Source organism: Sphingobacterium rhinopitheci (assembly GCF_022627575.1).
GTDB classification, from domain to species: domain Bacteria; phylum Bacteroidota; class Bacteroidia; order Sphingobacteriales; family Sphingobacteriaceae; genus Sphingobacterium; species Sphingobacterium rhinopitheci.
This window is the reverse complement of record NZ_JADEYQ010000011.1, coordinates 81584-104673: the sequence shown is the minus strand read 5'-3', so window position 1 is coordinate 104673 and position 23090 is coordinate 81584. Positions and strand designations below refer to the sequence as shown.

Genomic DNA, 23090 nt, shown 5'->3' with positions numbered 1-23090 from the left:
AAAAATAAATAATTTACCTAAAAATAAAATAACCAAACTTTTGTTTCAAAAAGATAAAATATATTAATTGAAGAGATTAATTCCACAATCGATATAATTAATGTCAACAAAAAGTATAAATAGGATAAAAACTTTACCTAAAAATAATATAAAATTAATCCCTTAATGCCATAGTAATCAAGCCTAATAAAAAAAGCTACCACAGCAAAATACATAGCGGTAATATGTCTTACTTTTTACGTCACAAGCAACACTGCTAAATTCATATAACTTATAAACAAAAAAATTAACCACACTATCGCTGAAGCGAATATCCTATAGGTACCGTTTAGGGAATTTTGATTAATATATTCATGAAAAAATATTTTACGTAAAAAATAATCGAGACAACACATAGAAAGCTTTTAGCCCAGCTATTAAAACATGAGATTGTTATTCTAGAAATAGAGCCTCGCCGCCCTTATGGGAGACAAAAAATAACCCCAAGAAAGGTATTTTGATTTTTCATACCCATAATAATCCGCTATTATATTCTATATCAAAAATATATCGTTGTTTTCAACACGGCCATCCTTCCACGTAGGGAATAGCTATTTTGGTTTTCCATATTCGCGGAGATGGTATACGTTTCAAATCGTTTGATATTCCCTAAGTTGGTTACATTTAAATCGATATCTGTTTTCCATTTTCGGTGTCTATACTTAATAAAAGCATCTATAAAGAGGTAATTGATATCTTGAAGCCCCAATTGATAGCTATATAGGTGGCGTCCGCTAAAATTGATATGCAAACCAGGAGCTACAGTAAAGGGGAAACCTACATTTTGGACTATATTCAAGGTATTTCGATCCAAGTTGCCTAGGCCTCCTCGCTCCTTGTTCATTGATAAATGAATACGCCCATTATACGAAAGGTTCAATTTCTTCCATACTTTAAAATCCAATGAAGGGTTCACCATGTATGCAGTATTCAGAAAAGGCAATAGAGCATCATTAAAGAGCTGATTGTACTCCGTCCAACTGACGGAGGCTTTGACCTTCAACGCAGAGGCTAAGCTAAATATATACTTATCAAATCCACCATTGATACTATAGGATTGTACATAATTGTCCATCGCTATAAGTGCTGTCTGAGAGATATCATTACCGATCCGATTCGAAAGTAAAGTTGAAGATTTAGTGCGCTTGTATGAAAAACCGACGTTGTAAAACAACAATCGAAGGGTCTTCCCTGTCTTATAGTTGAGCTCAAAAGCATTGGATGAAGATTCATTGATACCAGCACTATTGTTAGATATAGACCTATAATTGCGGATAATCAATCCCCTATACACATCCTCTATATTGCCAAAAAAATTGGCTCTATCATAAGAAAAAGAAAGCTCACTCTCCACATTCACGAAATACTTAGCCCCAAACTTAGGGTTCAATAGTACCCTTCCCTGTACTGCATCAAGCCTATAGATAGCATCCCTATAACGGGTGCTTTGGTAACTAAGAGGGAGGGTCAAGCTGGAAAAAAAACGCTTGCCCCGATATTCATAATTTGCCTGAAGCGCAAATGAAGACCTGAGCCAATGCATATCATTCGCTGCACTATCTATATCCAACGCTACACGATCCCCATTCTCGACCTTCAGAATAGTCGATTTCAGTTGTTGGCCATCTATAGATCCACTGACCGCATAATATTGGCTGATGATACCTTTGGGGATTCTATAGCCCATATTGAGCTGGCTAAAATATGTGGGTACTTCCACCTGTTGGACTGTTGCATCGTACGCGATACCGTCATTCAGCAAGCCCATGAATACCCCCGGTTTTAGGGATAGTTCCTGTGGTTTACTGCCGTAGTTTACCAGCCATCCAACCTGTACAATATTACCATTACGTAGTGCCGGCACATAATCCAATTTGTTCTGAAAGCCTTTGATTATATAATTTCGATTGAGGTTAAAGTCGTCGTTTGAGGTGTAAATACTAGCGTTGGCAGCTTGATTCTGATAATCAAAAGATAAGGCATTTTCTAGGTATTTATGGTCTACATTTTGTGTTGCTTTTAGAGCGATTGAAGCCAACCAGTCTTTGGTATCACTTGCTTGTTTCTCCGTAAAGCTATACGTATCTTTTTCTGTAAAATATTCACTTTGCCCTTCAAAATCTTGGTTACTTTTTTCAAAAACAGCTTGAAGATTAGATACCACCTGCCATTTATTCTGGAGATGAAAAAGGTTGTTAGCATTGATAGCGCCAGAGTTATTAAAAAAATAATGTTGCTTAGCAATCGGTGGATTACCGACGGTCCCAAGGGACAATAGATTATTAACCGGAGTAGACCCTAATTTTGTCAACATGCTTGCCGCATTATAACCTATCATATTAGATGCCAACTCATTACCTATATTATTGGCATTAATCACATTTAAGCCTTTATATTTCTTATTAAAAAGAACGGTATTTAATTCGCCATCATATTGTTTCGGTAAACCTAGCCCTATTTTAGCTTGCCCCGATAAGGCCAATTGTGCCTCTTCTTTGATGACAAGATTCAAAGCTACTTCATCGGTATAGCGCTTATTCTTCAATACTTTCATGTGCTCATGATTCTTCAATACCTGCACATCCTTCACCATATTATACTTTATGGTATTGGTACCGATCTTATACTTATCGCCTAATAAATCATCGCCATCGATATAAAAATTAGAAATAGATTTCCCCTGGTATTTTATCTGCCCAGATTCTGAAACCTCTACGCCCGGCATCCTTTTTAGCACATCACCTATGGAACGGTCCTCTTCCTTGGCAAAAGAAGCAACATCATAAGAAAGTGTGTCTCCAATCTGTCGAATTCGAGGTCTACTTTTCAGCTGCACCTCTTCGAGTAAAATAGTAGATACTTCCATCGCTATCGTCAGTTTGCTTCCTAATTCTTTGTTTTTTGTAGCTAAGATGATTGATTTCTATATACCCATTAGCAATATCTTTTACTGTTGTCAGCTTAAAATATCCCTGCGCATCTGTCGCCTTAAAGGCGATTATTCGATTTTCCTGGTCCTTCAACACGACCGTTATAGCACGTAAAGGTTTCTGCGTTACAGCATCGATAACTTGCCCTTCCAGCGTAACCTCTTGTGCCATCAGGGGTTGAATAGACAATAAAAATACCGTGAGAAAACAAACAAATTTAGACATGTTCTACTGCGTAAGCTCAATGGGATTATTGGTAACAGCAGATGTTTTGAAGGAATTATCTTTCTGAATAGACACCGATTTTATTTTGTTAGCATCTACACTATCCATCCCACCTGGAGCTTTATAAACGGTCGCTGGCCCTGATGATAGTGGTCCTACCTTTTGGGTACGCCCTGCCTGCTGAGACTGTACAAATGTGGAAGGATTTGCCTTAAAAGCGTTTTCTAATTTCACAATCTCCACTTCGGTTGTTGTAGTCACATCTGGCGATAAGGCGATCAAAAGACGATCATCACCTTCCAATTTATCAAAACCCGCATATTCAAATACCACCTCACCTTTATCATCTTGTGCGGATAAGATCAAGCCAGGAAGGCCATTCAATTTCCATGGACCATAGGACAAAGGAATATCAGGGCTAAACCAAGCTTGATAATTTCGTCCTTTGAAAGTCGTCGTCGCCAATTGGCAGGTATATCCACCTATTAGTTTGGTATCTTCTTTTATCTGCCATACTGGTGTAGAGAAATCTCCTACGACATGAAAATCTGCTGTACCTACTTTTTTGATTATATCTATTGCTGGAATCGCAAAATCTATTAAATAAGACTCCTTAATACCTGCACCTGTACCTTTGATCACGACATTGCCATCAAATGTAGGGCTTGACATTTGTTGGTCCAGCTGTTGAGATATGCGTGCCGACGAATAACTGGTAAAATAGGACGACGACGGCCCTAGATAGGTCACCACCTCATCACGTAGGTAACTCTCTCGCTGCGTCGTATCATTAATATGTGTAAATAAATAATGAACCTTTGCAATGGATTGCTCTTGCGCAGTTACAGAAAAAGCGAACAGGGTCGCTAAGATGGTAATATTAATACTTTTCATGATCTACGGTTTTTCTGTAATTCTACGAAATTTTAGTAGAGTTGCAAAATTATATTACACTATTTAACTTTTTCAATAGGATTATTCGTGACAAATGAAGGTTTATAATCTTCATCAAAATGGAAATCAAAGTTATGTTTACTGTAATCTATGCCATAGTAAGAATTGGCAATTGCCAATTTACCAGAACTATTTAAAGCTTTAAAATATTTAGCTTCGTCATCTTGAAAAAGATCATACATCTTTGCTATTTCGGCCTTTGTACCTTTAGTTACATAAAAGGGTACTTCAATAAAAAATGGCTCTTGCGAATCGACAGCATCAAATCCAGCATATTCAAATACCACCTCACGTGCTTCATCATACGCAGACAATATAAGTCCTGGTAAACCATTTAACTTCCATGGCCCTGCTTGAAAAGGAAGCTCCGTCGTGAACCAAGCTATATAATTTCGTCCATTGAAAGATGTGGTAGCTTGCTGACAGCTATACCCTCCTATTTCTTTGGTTTCATTTTTTAATTCCCACACTTGACTTAGGTCAGATCCTTCTGTATAATATGCATCAAAGCTGGACGAAATACATTGTATATCGACTAATCTATTCTCATTTGGATAGCGCAAATAAAAGTTCTTAATAGGTGTTGTATACAAATTAAGAACCATATGACCTGAATAATCAGGCAGCAATTTTTGAGCATCTATACTTTGTTTGGTACGCTCATCGGAATAGCTTTTATAAAAGGAAGATGTATGCCCTAAGTACAAAACGACTTCATCCCTTTGGGGTTGATCCCGTTTTGTGGTATCATTGATATGCAAAAAATTATAATGCACTTTAGCGATAGCCTTTTCTTGAGCTAGGATAATGGTGGGTGTCAGCAAAAGGGCAATCAAGGTATAAAAGATTCTCATAATGGTAAGATTTACTTAAAAATAACAATTCATAACCGCAAAAAAAACAGTCGCCAGTTTATATAAGCTCAAAAGATACACTTTTTAGCACGAGGATGCTCAAAATGATGTGATTACATAATTTATTGGCAACATTTGGAGTACTAGCCACAAATAACGGTACGATGGATACGCTAACAATGTGCAATTGTACAATTAGCGCCTAATAAAAAAGCAATCCCAATTGGGATTGCCTATATACATTTTTTATACCTGTGTATAAGAAAGACTATTTCAATACTTCATCCAAGAAAAGAACCAAATGCTTCCATGCTCGTTCTGCCATTAAAGGGTTGAAATCGGAGGATTCGGGGTTAGTAAAAGTATGTCCTGATTTGGCATAGGTAATAATCTGAAAGTCTGCATTGCCTTCTTTCAATTCTTTCTCTAAGTTATCAAGATCTGCTGCCGACACGGACTTATCATCTGCCGGATGTTGTACCAATACTTTAGTTTTTATTTCTTTGTTTGGACGGTCTGCCGCTTTTGCCAAACCCCCATGGATACTGACCGCAGCCTGCACCTCAAAACCTGCACGAGCTACTTCCAAAGCACCAGTTCCACCGAAGCAATATCCTATAACAGCAATCTTATCCTTGTCTACGCCGGCTTTAAGAAGCTCTTGGAGGGCTAATTGAATACGGTGCTGATATGCCTTATAATCGCTTTTGTAAGTTCCTGCTAGCTTGCTTGCGGCAGCATTGTCTACAGGTATATTTCCTTCCCCATATATATCCGCAATAAAGGCGACATAGCCCAATTTGGCAAGATTAATCGCTGTAGTACGTGCTTCATTATCTATGCCTTTCCAAGCAGGGAGGATCAATACTGCGGGCAAGTTTTTCTGTGCTGCATTGGAGGTTATCAGGCCTTTCAATTTTTGAGAACCGTCCGTATATTGAACAGGTTTCAGCTGTTGACCCGACCCGATTGTACTGCAAAGTACTAAGGATAATAATATTACGATATTTTTCATTAATAATTAAATTAAAACAATTGAATGTCACCCTAAGTTAATCATTATTAATAAGATATTAAAACCACTTGATAACAATACCATCCTTTTCCATCTTCCTAAAATAAGTCATCTGCCGCTTTGCATAGCGGTGAATTTCCGTTTCCAATTTTTTCAAGAAATCAGCATAGGACAATTCCCCTTTCAGGTAATAAGAAATATATTTATACTCTAATCCGTAATATTCCAACTCTTCATTGGAGACACCCGCCGACAATAGATTTTCTACTTCTGCGATCATACCACTAGCTAATCGCTGCATAAGGCGATCCGTAATGCGCTGACGACGGACTGCTAGCGCTGGATTTATACCATAAACTATGGCGCTGTAAGTAGCTTGTTCTTTTATATGATGTGTAGGATTTTCTTCCAAAAAGCGGACAATCTCTAAAGCTCGTATTATACGTTTCTTGGAAGATCTGTCAACCACAAAATTTGCTGGCAACGCATATGCATCTAGCTGTGTCAACAATTCGTCCTTGGCCAATGGGAGAAGGCTATTTCTAAATGCATCGTCAATAGGGATTTGCGCATACGGCTTGGCATCAATCAATGCTTGCAAGTAGAATCCCGTTCCTCCACAAGCGATAACTTTCTTTCCCTTAGCTTTGATCTCCTTATAAGCAAGGTCAAAATCTTCAAGAAAACGACTAATATTGTATTTTTCACCGGGGTTGATGATATCGATAAGATGATAGGGTATGTCTTTGTATTCGGCTAGGTCCTTCCCTGTTCCGATATCCATCCCTCTATATACCTGCCTGGAGTCGACACTGATGATTTCAGCATTGATCATAGCAGCTAGTTCGACAGCAAGTTTGGTCTTGCCACTGGCGGTAGGTCCCAATATAAGTATTAAATCTACCGATAGATTATCTAGCTCTTCCGCTAAGTTGGCTATAAGTTGTTGATCATTTATCATCCTTACAAAGGTACTGCATATTCCTATTATTATCAGAAGAACACATACAAATAAAACGGTAGATGCTACCGCCTATACCTAAAAAAGGCAGCTTTAGGGCTGCCTTTCAAATAGTACACAACTATAATTATTTCTTATTCATCCATTCTTCAATCAGTGCTTTAAGCTTAGGATCCGAAGGCCTAGGGCTGTCAGCTGATATCAGATTTCCGGCTTTATCAATGACGATATAACGTGGAATAGTATTGACACTATAAGCTTTAGAAAGTGGATTCCCTACACCGGCATGCAATTGAATTCCCTTAGGACTTTTCTCTTTGATATATGCTTCCCATTTGGCCTTATCTTGATCGGTCGATATCCCCACAAATGCTACGGGCTTCCCTTTAAAAGCATCATTCAAGATCTCCCAATGTGGCTCTTCAGCACGACAAGGACCACACCATGTCGCCCACATATCTAGGACTACTACTTTACCTTTGAGATCAGCAAGCTTCACTACTTTGCCCGACAAATCAGGAAAACTAAATTGAAAAGCAGCAACGCCGGTTTTAGTCTCTGTAAGTTTTATTTCTACAGCTGTAAGACGATCTTTCTGTTCCGCAAGGACAAAACAATCAGCATACTGATTTTTTATATCCATAAAATCAGCATAAGATTGAACCTTCTCTAAACGATTCAGGACAAACTGACCTTTTAATGCTAGCACAGGAATAGCCGCTACTTGTTGATCAAATGTAGGCTTACTACCAAGATCTACTTTTCGAAATACAAGACTATTTAAAAAACGATCTCCATAAGGAAGCTCTAATAACGTTTTATTCAAAAAACGGTCATAATTAAAATCATTATAGTATGATGTTAAATCTTCCTTTTTAGGGTGTTTTGTACGCGGCATATATAAATAAGAAATAGCATAATAAGCCAACTCTACATCCAGCAATTCCTTGTAAAAACTATTGAATTTCTTGTTTCCAGATTTTTCGGATTTAGCAAATAGCGCAACGGAATCCTTAAATGCCTCTAGTTGCGGGAAAAAGTCGATATAGGTACTGTTTCCGCCAGGAGTCAATGCCTTATCACGTATAGACTTAGTAGAGCTATCCCAAGCGAATAAAGCTTTATTCTCTTTAGAATTGGCTCCTACAAGTTGATAGTGACCTTCTTTTGTCAACTGGATGTTCAATTCATCTTTACCTTTAAAGTAAAAGCGGTTTAATCCATTTTGTGACATTGCGTTTCCTATGCCTACAGAATATAGCCCTTCATACTCTGGGTAGAAACGGAATCCAAATTGTCCCTTATCATTAGGAACAGCGCTTGCGATCTCTACCAATCGGCCATTAAGCACTTTAAAAAGAGTAACCTTCTTGTATGGAGTCGATTGAAATACGCCATTGATAGTACTAGCTTCTTGTGCTAGAAGATTAAAAAAGCTTAAGAAAGCTAGTATAATTAAAAAATATCTTTTCATCGTTTATAGTATTATTCAAAACTAGAACCTATTGTGCGTACTGCGAGTTGAGGTAGGTAAATGTTGGGTTTTTTTTGTGTAATAGCAGCAGACAATAGATTCAGTTCTGAAGGTGTTATAGTGCGTTCTTTAGTATTGTTTGTTAACAGTTTTAGTATTTCTACACCTTTAGCAGCATTAACATAATCAACTAAGTAAAAGTGTAATAAGGTCAACTTATAGCGATCAGTAATATCCAAATCCCCCTGCTTCTCTTGGTCCAAATACTGCTGGCGTATCTTCTTCAATACTGATTTGTTATCTTTTTGATCGATAATTACTTGTGCCAATGCATTGCTTCGTAGCGGCCAGCTAGGATACAACTGGTAGCTATCCATATAGGATAAATATAAATCGGCATCTTGACTACCCTTATAATAATCTGTGATAAATTGGGGTAAAAAAGTCTTCCACAATTGCGCATTAAAAACCGGCCTAATATAGGCTAATGTAGTATTAAGGCTATCTAATTGCTGTGCTTTTCCATATGCAATCATTTTGCTGTCCATTCGTTTTATCACCTTCTTTCTGAGCAAGCTACTTCCATAATTATCCAGTAGCCAAGGGAGATTGTTGTATGTCCAGCTGTCAACATCATTATTATTTACCAAACTACTAACAACAAAAGCGGTCTCCTCTTTTAGATTCTTATCTTTAATATAATTCTTAAGATCTAAAGGCTCTCCTTTATCTCCCTTACGAAAATATCTATAGGTAAAATAAGAAGGATAATGCTTTTCTAAGTCCGTATCAAAAGCTAAAAGCTTATTTTCAGCAGACCTTTTTTTCCCTTCATGCAGTAAATCCATAAAACGGTCGACAGCAAAATACCCCGATTCTATATATATCACCTTACCCGAAGGGTTCATTATCAAATACGTCGGAAAACCACTGACGCCATATTTGCGCGATAGCTTCATGCCATCTTCTTCCTTAAAAACATCAGTTTTATACAGCACAAAATTTGCCTTCAGCTCTGCATCTACCTCCGTTGAGGGGAAAACTTTCTCATCCATCATCTTACAAGGTACACAGCCTTCAAAATATAGATCTACAAGTATTAATTTATTTTCATGTAATGCTTTCTTCTTACAGTCCTCAAAAGAACCCCTAAAAGTATAGCTCTCCTGTGCTACACCAATCTTTACCATCAAAAGTAATATCAGGTAAATGACTATTCCTATTCTTGTCATATATATATATATATTTTATAGAGTAATAATGCTATGTAAGAGAATTACACCATTATTCATCCAATACACTAAAAACCGTATATTTTCTTCAGCGCAACAGCTATATCATCTGCTGCTGAAGAGGTTAATCTTATTAATATTTTGCCCTCCTGATCCAATAATATTTGCGTAGGAAATGAACCTACAGCATATTCCTTGACTATATCAAAGTGCTCCTTACCTTCATTATTCAATACTTGGACCCAATGGATACCAAGCTCATCGATTGCCTTGACCCAAGAGTTTTTAGAGTCTGCTAGTGTCTTTCCTCTCTCCTGCGCTATGCCTACTATTTCAAAACCTTGTTGCTTGTATCGCTCATATAGCTCTATAAGATGTGGCATACTAGCACGGCAGGGACCACACCAGCTACCCCAAAAGTCCAATAAAACAACGCGTCCTTTCAATTCATCGAGCTTAAAGGGAACTCCTTTAACGGTAGTACGATCAAATATTTTTGCCATAGTACCCTTCGTTGTAACGGAGTTTTTTAGAATAAACGCGCGCAAATCTGCTGCTACACGTGTATCCTTATATTTATCGCCCAAACCTTCAAAGGCTAGTTTAAAATCATCTGAACTATATGCATTTTTCATCCTTGACAACAAAGAGAGGCTAGCATATGATGTGGGATGATTGCTAATAAATACTTTTTGCAAATTTCGCTCTTCGAGGCTCCATGCTTTAATACGTAACATGATACTATCTTTTGCCTGCTTATCTAGGATTATATCCTTTGAATACAACAAATCATATGCCTTTTGTACCTCCTTTGTATACGGAGCTGTCTGTTGACGAAGAACATTATAAAGAGCATTATCTATTCCTCCTGACACATGTGCCGATTCCAATTGATAACCATCACCGTCAACGAAAATATCATCTTGTTGTACAAATAAGCTCAATGGACGATACATGACCACTTTGTTGTGATCCTCAGGAATGACACGTATCATCGCCTCCGTAACATTGGTCTGACTTGGTATACGGATAGCAAAAGAATCCGACAACAATGGAGAACCATAATATTTAGATTTACCATCCTCCAGTATCACCTGTATGGAGATACTTTTTATGCGCTCTGCAGTAGCATTTTTCAATCTACCGCCAACGGTCACGCTATCTGTTTGAGACCATACTTTCAGGGGCATAAAGAAAGCGACAATTAAAAAAGCCTTTACTATAAATTGGGTATCCATAAGGGGTTGATTATTGATATAATAGATAAAAAAGTTAGCAGCATAATATGCTGCTAACGCAAACACTTACATGTATTAACGCTCACGATACGTTAAACTCTTGATTCTCCCAAAACCTGAGTAAGTGCTAATTTCAATTAAATCCCCATTTAAGCTTGGAACAGTATAGATATGTAAAGATCCTTCTGTACCATTATTTATTGTCGCATCATAGGTTCCAACCATTAATCTTTTCCCTTCAGCATTAATTTTTGCTGTCGCTTTAAATTCATAAAAATCTAAATATGAAATCTTATGAGATCCATAGTCAGCCATCAATTTGGATGTCTTATAGGTCATATCATATTGATATACTTTACTTCCTACCGAATAGAATACGTAACCAAACTCTGGATTTATAGCATAAAACTCCGCTTTATCTATATCAGTACCTTTAATTTCGGCATAATATGATTGTACGTTATTAGCAGGATTAAATCGTGCTAAATATTTTTTACTACCATTTACTTCTTTAAGGATTGAAAATACCTCACCACCATTATATGGAACATTACGCATATACACTAAGTCCATGCCTGTTGTAAAGCTAAATAGGCGTTCGCCAATAGCTGGATCAGGGATTACTGTCATCGTAGAAGATGTACCTGAATGCTTCACAAAACGACGATTTGTGCTGTCGTAGAAAATACCATAACTAGAGCTTGCTGCCACAAAAGGTGCTACCTTAAAGGATTTTTGATCCTCATTATTATAACTAATCGGTGCCGAGAAGTAAATCTGCATGGTACGATCATAATAATAAGCATCACCAGCACCAATCATATAGGCTGACGATCCACTACCACGTACTTGGATTCGCTCAGCATAAAATCCTGCAGGCACATCACCATACATCTCATAAGCCAAGCCCATAGTAGGCGTCCATTTGAAGGTATTAGGATCTACCTTGGTCGTATACTTATCGGTCCCCAAATACACACCGTAACTAATTTTATCTGGCCCTATAAGCAAGCCTGTACTATACGTATAGGCAAGCACTGGCTTGCCTTCTAATGACAATCCCGCACCCGTGCTACCAAGAACATCATTTACAAGCTTGAAATTACGCTCTGCATCTAAATACAACATATCAACACGCGCTTTTCCATTAGCCTCATTCATCATAATCCAACCCTCGTTGTACTCATTGACTACTTTCAGCTTAAAACTCTTTTTGTATTTTACGCCAGAGGCTTTGTCGGTAACAGCAAAATAGGCCGTATAGGTGCCTGCGACAACTTTAGTAAGTAGCATGTCCAAATCCTTAGTGTCACTCAAAACATAAAGTCCAGTACCTCCCACTCCATTAGGACCGATATAAGTCCACTCATACTCATATTTTGACGCATCAAAATCGGGGTCTTTACTAAACTTTATAATAGGCACAAACTCCAATTTTTTGCCGTATTGCGCTTGCATTTCCTCAGGAAGGTTGCTCACCTCCACCAATTCGTTGAGCTCTTTGTAATCATAATTGCCGATGTCTTTCATACAAGATCCTAGCATGGACACAACAATCAATAGACAGATACAACGAAGCATTAATAAATATGTGTTTTTCATTTTTTTCGTTTTAAATAATAGCGCTATTGTGCAGCAGAGCCCATGACCATCGCTGTCACACCATCTTCTTCGTAAATAATATTGCCAGCTGCTTTTTGGTCATTAAGGTAACGCTGCATAAATTTTGCATATGCTGCCCCTTCAGCTATAGCCATAGAGGTGTCCATATATGCTGGATCAACCCCTAATATTTCGACCAATAAGAATAATTTTTTGCGCGAGAATATTCCAAAATAACTATCAATCCAACGACTAGGTTTTTTGATGATATCATTTACATACCAACGATAATTAATAAACGAATGGGATGCATTTGTCGTTACATTGGTGATTTTGTTTTTCATATCCGTTGAAAAGTATGCATTATCCAAAAGATCAAAACTCAACAAGAATGATTTCTCCTGCATATCCGCCTTGCGATAAAATTTTACCCTTACCGTATCGGCCATCTGATTGCGCTTGATACTATACTCGGTATTCAAGATATCATAATGAAGCCCTTGCACCGCATCAGAATTACTGTTTACAGCCAAAATATAAGGTCTATCGATATCCTGTGGGGCACCAGCAATCTTCACGACCATATTGACAATTGAATCTTGTACTGTGGATAGACTAAAAGACATAATTGTAGAATCTTTAATCACCTCGCCACTATAAGTTGGTAATCTGCCTGCTTCATTAAAATAAATAACAGACTTCCCATCATAACTATGAAGATCTTTCTCACAAGAAAGAAACATAATAAGAGGTATTATATAAATAAAGTTTAATATTCTGCTTTTCATAATCGTATGGTATTAATTGTTTCTATATTGAGACTCTGACAGAGGCAATGGAATATTATAATTTACTGTGACATTACCACTTGCTGCAGACCCATTCGCTACAGAAGTCACATTTCTACGTTTATAGTAATAGAAAAGTTGCCCTTCACCAAAGAATTCCTTTTGATATTCCTTTTGCAACTCTGTCGTTAGATTTGCCGTAGCAGCCAAAGGAAGCAATCCTCTATTGGCGCGTACAATATTCAATTTAGCAATGCCTGTTGCCGCAGCTGGCTCACTCTCAGCAGCGATATAATACATCTCGCTAATCTTTAATACTGGAATAGTAAAGCGATAAGTCCTTTCTTTATCGACAATATCAGCGTACTTAAGAAACACTTTATACGTCTTAGCACCAGTTGATGGTTTTGCCCAGTTGAGGTTGAAGCGATAATCATTTTCATTATTCTCATACAGGGTATTCAACCTTGATTCTATTGGAGCCAATATATTTTTATCTGTGATCGAAGGGTCGAATAATGAATTATAACGACTATATAACTGCGTATTTAAAACGCCAAAAATCATTTCTGTAGAGAATACACGATCAGGATTTTGCTTCTCTGAAAGTGCATTTGCCGATGTCGTCCATTTAAATTTATCGGCAACATCAATTACAAGATTGGCATATTTTAGTGCATTTACTTTATCCCCTCTATACAGATAGGCTCTAGCTTTCAAGCCTAAGACAGCATAATAATTCAATCTATAGTTTCTATCGGCAGTAACAAAATTCTCCGCCGTAGTAGCACCTACTGAGGTAACCCCATTTGTAATAATAGCATCTGCGGCAAGCAGTTGCTCGGCATGCTCCAAATCCTCCAATACTTTATCTAGAAAAGAATTTGCCGGCAATAAAGGGTTAATAGTATTTTGTGTATTCACATAATATGGTAAAGCCTGTTTGGTAGAATCGACAGTAGAATAGCGTGGCCCATACAAACGCAAGAGATCAAAATGCATAAATGCACGAATTGCCAAAGCTTCTCCTTTATAAATAGCTTCTGTCTTTGCATCCAACACCCCTTTATATTTGTCTATATTTTCTAAAAATGAGTTTACATTTAATATTAAAGAATAACTGTTGCTCCATATCGTTTCTAACCTACTCGAAGCAGGACTATCACCATATGCATAAGTACTAATCTTATTAAGATTGTGTGTCGAAGGCACATTATAGCGTTGTGCTAATATGTCCATTGTCGACAATGTCATATTGTCCCCATACAATGCATTTCCTGACAAGGAAATATACATCCCATTCAATACGGATCTGATCCCTTGAGGTGTAGAAAATAGCTGTGTTTCCATGATTTTATCCTCAGGCTGTACATTCAAATAATCAGAACACGAACTAAATATCGTTGTCGCTAAAGCGAATAAATAAAGCGATGATTTTATTATTGTTTTCATAATTTCAACGATTAAAAAGATGCTTTTAAAGAGAAGGCGAAAGTTCTTGCATAAGGATAATCAATCCCTCTTTCTCTACGTACCGTAGAAAAATACAAAAAGTCATTTGCCATAAAATTAGTTGATAGGGACTCCAAGCCTAGCGATTTTAACCAAGGCTCATTATTAAATAGGAAACCTATATTAAGACTTTCACTACTCAATGTATTGTTTGATTGTACAAAACGTGATGAAATAGGTGTCGTCGATGTTTGAGAAATCCCTTTAAATTGGGATATATCGCCCGGCTGTTTCCAACGCTCATAAAGCGCTCTTTTATCCTGATTGTTCGTGATATTGGTGTATGATATATTCTCTACCTTATTAAACAATGCCGAGTTATAAATATCTCCTCCTATTCTATATCGAAGACCTAATCCAAATGTAAACTGCTTATAACGCAAATTTGTAGATATAACACCCTCCATATTGGCTACAGTATTACCTACATTTGCAATATTAGCAGCAGAATAATCAAATGTATATTGCCCTTCTTTAGTCAAGAACATTTCTCTACCTGTGGCAGGATCAATACCCAATGATTTGATAGCCCAAATAGCTTCGGCACTATTACCATCGATATAACGTACTAAGTTCTTATCGTTTTCTTGTTTTTTATTTAAGCTAGCCAACAAATCCCCAAAGCCATTATATTCACTTTTATAAGATGATGCTGTAAGGCCCAAACTCCAAGTTAACCCTTTCGCCAAATCATAAATAGGGAAGAAAGTAATCTTTGACTCGGCGCCTTTATAGGTCAAGCTACCCACATTATAAGGATAAGAAAACACTCCTGTGGATGATGGTAAATCTACCGGAACGATCAAGGGATTAGTTTCCTTTTTATATAGATTGAAATATCCTGTAAGACGGTTATTAAATAAATTGAAGTCCAAAGATGTACTTATCTGTTGTGTTTTTTGAGGCTCCAAATCTGGGTTGCCAAGCATATTTAAACTTACACCTTGTCCAAATTGATTGTAATTGACATTGGAGTTGTAGTTATATATGGATACGGAGCTAATATTGGCAAAATTCTGATTTCCGGTAATACCAATATTACCCGTCAGACGCAAGGAGTTAACCTAAGAAACTGACTTAATAAAGTTTTCTCTATGCAAATTCCATCCTATACCAACCGCATAATAAGGAGAGAATTGTTTGTTGCTACCATAAGCTGTGGAGCCATCCAAACGGTATACAAAATCAAACAAATACGTGTTGTCATAGGCGTAGTTTGTGCTTAAAGTAGTATTTACAGAACGATACACAGCACTAGAGGCTCCCGGTGCACCATCTAGTAGATAGCTATATGCAAACTTGGGATTCCCTAGATTTCCCTCTGGAAAACCCTCTGCAACAGTGCTGTAAGAGCTATTTTTATTTTCAGAAATTGTATTTCTCCAGTTTGCATTTACATTATGCTTATTGCCAAAGGTTTTATAAAATGTCAACATGGCATTCGCTTGATAAGAGAAATTATCCGAACGACGATCCGTATATCTACCTTTTCTCAGAATTGGCATATCCATAAATGCACTCATCTCTGGGGATTGGTAAATCTTTGCTATCGACGAACCCTTGCTAATTTGCAAACCTCCATTTAGACGAAACATAGAACTGATATCGTAATTGGCATTCAAATTATTCTGAACCTCCAAGGTATTCGATTTATTATACTGTGCTTGCATGGCATCATACAATGGATTTACCACATTAATATATGCTCCAGCTCTGCCAGCGACACGAGATACTTCTAAATAAGGAGAGTCATAGCTAGCCTCATAATAGGGATTAGCATTCACAAAGTTTGAAAATGAACCATAAGGAGATTCATTGGTTTTATTGCCTCTGATATAGGTTATGTTATTGAAGTTGATTTTATTTTTTCTATACGTCAAATTCACACTACCGCTATAGCTATCTCTACCCGAGCCTTTCATCACTCCCTCACCCATTCTATAGTTCATCCCTACATTGTAGGTGAATGCTTGATCACCACCTGAAGCATTGATCGAATTATTGGTAGAATAACCGTATTGTACGGGCTTATCTAACCAATAGGTATCTATTCCTTTTTGTACATTACCCAAGTGTTTATGGTATAGATCATCGAGAAAATTCTCTAAGGAAGGATCGCCAGAAGCAGCAGGAACATAGCGCCCCGCGAGCACTTCAAATTCCAATTTCTCTGCTGCATTCATCATATTATAAGCCGTCAAATCTGGCGTTTCAAATCTGAAATCTTGCGTATACGAAAATCGTAACTCTCCAGGCTTAGGCTTTATAGTTTCTACGACAACGACGCCATTAGAGGCTTGTGAGCCATATAATGCTGTCGAAGCAGCATCTTTTAATATCGTCACAGAAGCTACTCTATTCATATCTAGATCCATGATCGTTTGTAGCGAAGTAGGAAATCCATCCAATACGAATAATGGTTGATTCGGATCAGAGCCAAATTCATCCCTCAACGTAGAACTTGGAATACTACTTTTGCCACGCACCTCAATCACAGGCATGGCATTTGGATTAGATCCAGAAAGATTATTCTCTAACTGTAAAAAAGCAGGATCTAAAGAACGCAAACTTTGAATAATATTATTATTACTTATTGCTTTCAATTCATCCCCCGTAAATCTACTCGTAGTACCTGTAAAGCTATCTTTATTTCTATTTATGCCTGTTCCTGTTACGACAATCTCATCTACCTCCTGCTCTTTTTTCTTTAACTTAATCTCCATTTGATTCGGATTCAAGCTCGCTTTTACCTCTTTACTTTCATAGCCCATATACGACACAATGAGCAGCTCATTCAACGAAGTAATAGGCAAAATAAAAGAGCCATCTTCTTGAGTCATGATCGTTCTTTTGGCATTAGATCTCTCGCGAACAGTAGCGCCTTTCAACGGGTTACCGCTTTCATCTAATACTTTACCACGTACCATCTGCTGCACAGCAGCAGCGTTTAAAGATTTATCTAGACTTAAAGCTACAGGAACAACTGCTGCAGGCAAAGGTGATCTTTTAATCACTATTGTCTTATCAAAATATTCATATGTAAATGAATTTTCATTTAATACGGATTTAAGGGCTTGATTGAGCGGTTTATTCTTGACATCGACATCTAATCTACCAATAGCCTTGATATCTTCTTTTTTATAAAAAAAAGTATAGCCACTTTGTTTTTCAAAATCCTTTAAGATTGTTTCTAAATCAGCCTTATTACGCTTCAATGTTATTTGTTGCGCATACGTATTTGCATCCACTTGGGAAAACCCTATTGCTAATAAAAAGGTAATTAAATTGATTCTCATCAATGATCGTGTTAGAGGTTTTGTTAGAAAACCACCATTCTTGGATTTATATAGCGGAGCATGGCTCAGCTCAGGCACAGACAATATATCTGCCTCCTTCTGCAAGAATGGATTTACAGAAATTTTCATTAATTTAGTATGGGTTGTAACGATTAAAAATATTTGCACTTGATTACTACAGCCTAGAACTTATCAATCGGGTCCTGCGCCAACAGGGTCCGATTTTGTTCTATATATGTCTTTCTATTCTGAATTGTTATATTTCATGGTTTAGTTTTTAGGTTTAGTTTATTGAATTATTAGTTTAATACGTTTGTTATTTCCGCTGACAGCTTTAGTTCGCAGTTCGGCATAATTTAATAAGTCGATCAATCGATCTAAAGGTAGGTTTCTAGGTATTTTACCTATATATTTTTCTATTTTATGCTGTTCTACGTACTCCACATCAACATCATACCAGCGTGCTATCTCCTGCAATACAGCACTTGTATTGGAACCATCGAAGCAAAATTGGCCTTTTGTCCAGCTCAATATATCATCACTATCGACTTCATCTACAGCTAAGGTATTACCATTAAAAATTGCTTGCTGATTTGGGGCTAACACAATACTTTTTCCTGCAGCACGTACATGGACAGCGCCTTGTACCAAGGTTGTCTTTATATCGGAATACTCAGGGTATGCATTTACATTAAACTTGGTCCCCAATACCGTGATGAGTTGATTTTTGGACTTAACGACAAACTTGTGATTATGATGCGTATGTGCCACTTCAAAATATGCCTCCCCTTCCAATTCAACAATACGATCACCATCACCAAAAGAAGATGGATAGGTCAGTTTAGAATCTGAATTTAAGGTAACTCTTGTGCCATCTATTAGCGTCAATTGGTAGGTCGCTGCTCTAGGAATACGCAATATATTTGGCTGCGATGATTTTCCCTTTTCTATAGTACTTAGGTAACTAACTTTACCTTGGGCATCCTTTATAATAACAGTATTGCCGACTACCAATTTTTGATTTATAGCCAATTGGCTTAGATCAAGCTCTTTGCCATCTTCCAACACGATAATGGCACGGTCTTGAGCAGGCTCCACCTGAGCTAGTTGAGCCATAGGGATCACCTCTGTCTTATCATAATAATGCCACACAAAATAACCACATACGAGTATTGCTGCTGCGCCAGCAGCATAACGGTAAATATTACGAAATATAGGTTGCTTACGTTCCTGCTGAATAGAATTTAGTATACGATCTCTTGTACGAGCTTGGATAGCATGAATTGCTTCTCTATCAGCAACATTTTCATCTGATAGTTGATCATACCACAATAAAGCATCACGCCTGTCTTCCTTCTTTCCATTCAAAAAATTAGTTAGATGCTGATATAAATTTTTTATACCTTTCATAAATAGTAAAAGCTAAGTGCTTTTCTATTAAGTGTATAAAATGAAGAGGACCTTCTACTTATATTTAGAAAAAAAATAAATTTCTTTTCGTTGCATTACGCAACCTACTGATAGCCTTATTGATATGCTTCTCTACAGTAGAAACAGAAATGTTCATACGCTCTGCTATTTCACGATTGCTGAGGTATTCTGAACGGCTCAGTTTAAAAATCTCTCTGCACTTAACGGGCAAATTTTCAATTTCATTGGATACAATATCAATTACATAACGATAATGTATACGATCTTCCAACGATACACTATCATCCAATATATCCAATTCATGTAGATCAATGGAATTGCCCTCTTTGAGCTGTTTACGGTAATAGGCTAAAATAAGATAACGACAAGAAGAATATAGATAAGCTGGCAAGGACTCAATATCTGTCAAGCGTAATCGATTGCGCCACAGGGTAAGAAACAAATCATGTAATATATCCTCTGCGACCTGTTTATTGGCCACTTTAGATAGAATATGTCTTATTAAATCTTCGGCAAAAAAATCATAAAGGATAGCAAAAGCTCGTTCATCGCCATTAGCAATGCGCTCTAAAATTCTACGAAAATCCGGAAACTCATTATTATTCATAGCTATCTTCTCTAAAAATAACAATTATTTCACATATATAAACGCAAACGAAGTGTCAAATATAGCTGTCCGAAGGAATTAGACATACTAACTATTAGATTTACAACATCTTAGATGAAAGAATAATATCATTCAACAAACACTTATAAATGCTATTAATCTGATAAAGTAATAGTTAGCATAAAAATGTTTTATAGAAATGTAGTCTCCTATTCTCTTAAGAATGATAAAGTCAATAGCTCCATGCGCTGATGGAACTATTGACTTTAAATACATTATTTATTACACAACAAATTTAGTCCATTTCTCGTTGCTTTCATTACTCTTTACGACAGTATCAATAAATGCCATACCACGAACGCCATCATATACTGAAGGGAAATCTAACTCCTCTGGTTTTGGTGTACGACCTTCATTTTTAGCTGAAACAGTCAACGCAAAATTGCGGTAGATATTAGCGAATGATTCCAATAGACCTTCAGGATGTCCTGCCGGAATACGTGTATTGTGCGTAGCAAAAGAACTTAACGTAAATGGCGCTGCATATGCATTACCTGTACGGTAAATCTGACGTGGCTGATCCAACATTTTAATAACCAAATTGTTAGGATCTTCGTTAGCCCATTCTAAGCCTCCTTTTTCGCCATAAATACGAACTCTAACGGCATTTTCTTCGCCGGCAGCTACTTGTGAAGCCATTAAAACTCCTTTAGCACCTTCTTCAAAGCGTAATAATACAGCACCATCGTCATCTAACACACGTCCTTCCACAAATGTTGTCAAGTCAGCACATAATTCTGTGATCCGTAATCCAGAGATATATTCGGCTAAATGTGCTACGTGTGTACCGATATCGCCCATTACTAAAGATTTGCCCGATCGCTTAGGGTCAGCACGCCAAGCAGCACCAGCATTACCTTCGCGCTCCGACAAGCGGCTCAACCAGCCTTGTGGATATTCAACAATAATCTTACGTATTTTTCCAAAATGACCTTCTTTAATCATCGCTTTAGCCTGTTTTACCATAGGGTAACCAGAATAAGTATGTGTCAAACAAAGGGTTCTTCCTGTGCGCTCAACAATCGCTTGTAGCTCTAGCGCTTCTTCAAGAGAGACAGTCATTGGTTTTTCTACAACGACATCGAATCCTGCTTCCAACGCCATTTTGGCTGGCGCAAAATGCAAGAAATTGGGTGTTACAATTGTTAAAAAATCCATTCTCTCCCCTTCAGGTAATAGAGATTCCTTTTCAATCATTGTCTGATAATCAACATATACTCTATCTTCTGCTACAAATAACTGCTGACCAGACTCTTTTGATATTTCAGGATTGATACTAAAAGCACCACATACTAACTCTATTTTACCATCCATAAAGGCTGCTATGCGGTGAACTGCTCCAATGAAAGCATCGTTTCCACCACCTACCATTCCCATTCGAAGTTTTCTTTTCATAATGTAAGAACTGTGTTTAATATTGATTTAATTACTAAAAATAATAAATTCAATTTAAAGAATGAGTTTTAATTTCAAACTCCCTCTATTTTCTATGGTATAATAGTTCTGATCTGTTTCTAATAAATTAGATTTACGTATCCCATTGACCACATAAAATTGCTGCGGAATGGTCTTATCTATTGCTACAAATCCAATAGCCGCAAGGGATGATTCTTGTGTCCAATCCAGATCTGCATAGGTCATTATATCCTGAGGATTAAAGTCTTTCACAAAAGCTTTAATCAATTTAGACAATCCTCCGACCACCAATAAATCACCTTTATGACAAAAACGTATCAACTCAAAAGAACGGTATGCGTCACCTAAATCACGCATATGGCGACCTCCACTAAAAACCGCAACAGATACCAACTCCCCTTTTAAATATAAACCATACCGATATTTGCCTGGAAAAGCCATATTCAAATGATGCTCTTCTAAAAAATGTAAAGCGTTCCTTTTGTCCACGCGTGCAACCACTGTTTGACGTGCATACACACGCTCTCCCAAACCATGAAGCCCACGGATACGCTTTATTATTTTTGAGCTATCATTACTTACTTGATCGATGTCAATATGAATAGAAGCTAGATATTCGCTATTTTCTTGTCGTACAGACCCTGGCAAATAGATATAAATAAAATATTTGTGCGTAATCAGCAAATGCACATTATCCATTTGAACAGCTTCTACGATCTCAATAGATTTTGCCAATTCGGCCACAAAACTCTTTATACTCCCTAAATACGTATCCATCTATACAAATCTACGAATTAATACAGGAGTTGCTTGTCGCAAATTATATTGGTAACTTTGTCGGAGAATTACAAGAAATGAAATTACCTATAGTAGCATATGGCGATCCTGTATTGAGGAAAAAAGCCGAAGAAATAGACGAAGATTACCCAAACTTGAAACAGTTAATCGACGACATGTTCGAAACCATGTACAATGCGCGTGGTGTAGGGTTGGCAGCTCCTCAAGTAGGCTTACCTATTCGTTTATTTGTTGTTGACGGCTCTCCGTTTGGCGAGGATGAAGAAGATAGCCCTGGTGACCCAACCGTTAAAGACTTTAAAAAGGTATTTATAAACCCTATTATCGTCAAAGAATATGGTGATAAATGGGCATTCAATGAAGGATGTCTTTCTATCCCAGATATCACTGAAGATGTATTAAGACATGCTAATGTGTTGATCAACTATTTGGATGAAAACTTTGAAGAGCAGGAGATTGAACTTACAGGTTTAGCTGCTCGTATTGTTCAGCACGAATACGATCATATCGAAGGAAAATTATTTGTAGATAAATTAGGTCCTTTGAAAAAGACCATGCTAAAAAGCAAATTAGATGCTATTTCCAAAGGAATAGTCCGTGTGGCCTATAAAATGAAATTCCCTTTTGAGAAAAAAGGAAGATAACATAAATAAGGCGG

The 23090-nt window shown here is 37.2% G+C and carries 19 protein-coding genes; 1 reads left to right on the top strand and 18 read right to left on the bottom strand.

All coding sequences use genetic code 11. The features are described from left to right. Positions 1-538: 538 nt before the first annotated feature. From IP023_RS11200 to IP023_RS11115, 18 genes are all read right to left on the bottom strand, one after another. Positions 539-2905 (bottom strand): hypothetical protein, encoded by a 2367-nt coding sequence (locus IP023_RS11200; RefSeq protein ID WP_241790370.1) that lies wholly within the window; start codon positions 2903-2905, stop codon positions 539-541. Then, entirely contained in the window at positions 2859-3158 is a 300-nt protein-coding gene (locus tag IP023_RS11195; RefSeq protein ID WP_241790369.1) for a carboxypeptidase-like regulatory domain-containing protein, read from the bottom strand. The genes IP023_RS11200 and IP023_RS11195 overlap by 47 nt, the downstream gene beginning before the upstream one ends. Before the next feature lie 39 nt (positions 3159-3197). After that, the gene (locus tag IP023_RS11190) at positions 3198-4088 is read right to left on the bottom strand and encodes a GLPGLI family protein (RefSeq protein ID WP_241790368.1); all 891 of its coding nucleotides are present in this window, start codon (positions 4086-4088) and stop codon (positions 3198-3200) included. A gap of 59 nt (positions 4089-4147) precedes the next feature. Then, entirely contained in the window at positions 4148-5002 is an 855-nt protein-coding gene (locus tag IP023_RS11185; RefSeq protein ID WP_241790367.1) for a GLPGLI family protein, read from the bottom strand. Positions 5003-5270: 268 nt separating this feature from the next. Then, a complete protein-coding gene (locus IP023_RS11180) occupies positions 5271-6017 on the bottom strand; it encodes a dienelactone hydrolase family protein (protein WP_241790366.1) in 747 nt (248 codons plus the stop codon). Positions 6018-6075: 58 nt separating this feature from the next. Beyond that, positions 6076-6978 (bottom strand): tRNA (adenosine(37)-N6)-dimethylallyltransferase MiaA, encoded by a 903-nt coding sequence (gene miaA / locus IP023_RS11175; RefSeq protein WP_241790365.1) that lies wholly within the window; start codon positions 6976-6978, stop codon positions 6076-6078. A gap of 127 nt (positions 6979-7105) precedes the next feature. After that, a complete protein-coding gene (locus IP023_RS11170; RefSeq protein WP_241790364.1) occupies positions 7106-8452 on the bottom strand; it encodes a TlpA family protein disulfide reductase in 1347 nt (448 codons plus the stop codon). Between the two features lie 11 nt (positions 8453-8463). Beyond that, complete coding sequence (locus IP023_RS11165; RefSeq protein WP_241790363.1) at positions 8464-9684, bottom strand: thioredoxin family protein; 1221 nt, start codon at positions 9682-9684, stop codon at positions 8464-8466. Between the two features lie 68 nt (positions 9685-9752). Then, complete coding sequence (locus tag IP023_RS11160) at positions 9753-10922, bottom strand: TlpA family protein disulfide reductase (RefSeq protein ID WP_241790362.1); 1170 nt, start codon at positions 10920-10922, stop codon at positions 9753-9755. 75 nt (positions 10923-10997) lie between these two features. Then, positions 10998-12524, bottom strand: coding sequence for a PKD-like family lipoprotein (locus IP023_RS11155; RefSeq protein WP_241790361.1), 1527 nt, complete (start codon positions 12522-12524; stop codon positions 10998-11000). Between the two features lie 23 nt (positions 12525-12547). Further along, positions 12548-13312 (bottom strand): DUF4843 domain-containing protein, encoded by a 765-nt coding sequence (locus IP023_RS11150; protein WP_241790360.1) that lies wholly within the window; start codon positions 13310-13312, stop codon positions 12548-12550. A 12-nt stretch (positions 13313-13324) separates the two neighbouring features. Continuing rightward, entirely contained in the window at positions 13325-14764 is a 1440-nt protein-coding gene (locus IP023_RS11145; protein ID WP_241790359.1) for a RagB/SusD family nutrient uptake outer membrane protein, read from the bottom strand. Between the two features lie 11 nt (positions 14765-14775). Next, positions 14776-15879: a SusC/RagA family TonB-linked outer membrane protein gene (locus IP023_RS11140; protein ID WP_241790358.1), complete on the bottom strand. Its 1104-nt coding sequence runs from the start codon at positions 15877-15879 to the stop codon at positions 14776-14778. 9 nt (positions 15880-15888) lie between these two features. Then, on the bottom strand, positions 15889-18249 hold the full coding sequence (locus IP023_RS11135; protein WP_241790357.1) for a SusC/RagA family TonB-linked outer membrane protein: 2361 nt from the start codon (positions 18247-18249) through the stop codon (positions 15889-15891). Between the two features lie 159 nt (positions 18250-18408). Next, positions 18409-19530: a FecR family protein gene (locus IP023_RS11130; RefSeq protein ID WP_241790356.1), complete on the bottom strand. Its 1122-nt coding sequence runs from the start codon at positions 19528-19530 to the stop codon at positions 18409-18411. 64 nt (positions 19531-19594) lie between these two features. Beyond that, positions 19595-20158, bottom strand: coding sequence for an RNA polymerase sigma factor (locus IP023_RS11125; protein ID WP_241790355.1), 564 nt, complete (start codon positions 20156-20158; stop codon positions 19595-19597). Positions 20159-20440: 282 nt separating this feature from the next. Next, positions 20441-21613: a Gfo/Idh/MocA family protein gene (locus IP023_RS11120; protein ID WP_241790354.1), complete on the bottom strand. Its 1173-nt coding sequence runs from the start codon at positions 21611-21613 to the stop codon at positions 20441-20443. Between the two features lie 54 nt (positions 21614-21667). Further along, positions 21668-22411 carry a hypothetical protein gene (locus IP023_RS11115; RefSeq protein WP_241790353.1) on the bottom strand — a complete coding sequence of 248 codons (744 nt, stop codon included), beginning with the start codon at positions 22409-22411 and terminating at the stop codon, positions 21668-21670. Between the two features lie 77 nt (positions 22412-22488). Between IP023_RS11115 and def the strand changes: the two genes are divergently transcribed. Continuing rightward, complete coding sequence (def, locus tag IP023_RS11110) at positions 22489-23076, top strand: peptide deformylase (protein ID WP_241790352.1); 588 nt, start codon at positions 22489-22491, stop codon at positions 23074-23076. Positions 23077-23090 lie beyond the last annotated feature (14 nt).

What these genes read in the sequence shown, in the direction of transcription:
- IP023_RS11200 (WP_241790370.1), bottom strand. Translation starts at nt 2,905, where the DNA reads ATGGAAGTATCTACTATTTTACTCGAAGAGGTGCAGCTGAAAAGTAGA.
- IP023_RS11190 (WP_241790368.1), bottom strand. Translation starts at nt 4,088, where the DNA reads ATGAAAAGTATTAATATTACCATCTTAGCGACCCTGTTCGCTTTTTCT.
- IP023_RS11185 (WP_241790367.1), bottom strand. Translation starts at nt 5,002, where the DNA reads ATGAGAATCTTTTATACCTTGATTGCCCTTTTGCTGACACCCACCATT.
- IP023_RS11180 (WP_241790366.1), bottom strand. Translation starts at nt 6,017, where the DNA reads ATGAAAAATATCGTAATATTATTATCCTTAGTACTTTGCAGTACAATC.
- miaA (WP_241790365.1), bottom strand. Translation starts at nt 6,978, where the DNA reads ATGATAAATGATCAACAACTTATAGCCAACTTAGCGGAAGAGCTAGAT.
- IP023_RS11170 (WP_241790364.1), bottom strand. Translation starts at nt 8,452, where the DNA reads ATGAAAAGATATTTTTTAATTATACTAGCTTTCTTAAGCTTTTTTAAT.
- IP023_RS11165 (WP_241790363.1), bottom strand. Translation starts at nt 9,684, where the DNA reads ATGACAAGAATAGGAATAGTCATTTACCTGATATTACTTTTGATGGTA.
- IP023_RS11160 (WP_241790362.1), bottom strand. Translation starts at nt 10,922, where the DNA reads ATGGATACCCAATTTATAGTAAAGGCTTTTTTAATTGTCGCTTTCTTT.
- IP023_RS11155 (WP_241790361.1), bottom strand. Translation starts at nt 12,524, where the DNA reads ATGAAAAACACATATTTATTAATGCTTCGTTGTATCTGTCTATTGATT.
- IP023_RS11150 (WP_241790360.1), bottom strand. Translation starts at nt 13,312, where the DNA reads ATGAAAAGCAGAATATTAAACTTTATTTATATAATACCTCTTATTATG.
- IP023_RS11145 (WP_241790359.1), bottom strand. Translation starts at nt 14,764, where the DNA reads ATGAAAACAATAATAAAATCATCGCTTTATTTATTCGCTTTAGCGACA.
- IP023_RS11135 (WP_241790357.1), bottom strand. Translation starts at nt 18,249, where the DNA reads ATGAAAATTTCTGTAAATCCATTCTTGCAGAAGGAGGCAGATATATTG.
- IP023_RS11130 (WP_241790356.1), bottom strand. Translation starts at nt 19,530, where the DNA reads ATGAAAGGTATAAAAAATTTATATCAGCATCTAACTAATTTTTTGAAT.
- IP023_RS11125 (WP_241790355.1), bottom strand. Translation starts at nt 20,158, where the DNA reads ATGAATAATAATGAGTTTCCGGATTTTCGTAGAATTTTAGAGCGCATT.
- IP023_RS11120 (WP_241790354.1), bottom strand. Translation starts at nt 21,613, where the DNA reads ATGAAAAGAAAACTTCGAATGGGAATGGTAGGTGGTGGAAACGATGCT.
- IP023_RS11115 (WP_241790353.1), bottom strand. Translation starts at nt 22,411, where the DNA reads ATGGATACGTATTTAGGGAGTATAAAGAGTTTTGTGGCCGAATTGGCA.
- def (WP_241790352.1), top strand. Translation starts at nt 22,489, where the DNA reads ATGAAATTACCTATAGTAGCATATGGCGATCCTGTATTGAGGAAAAAA.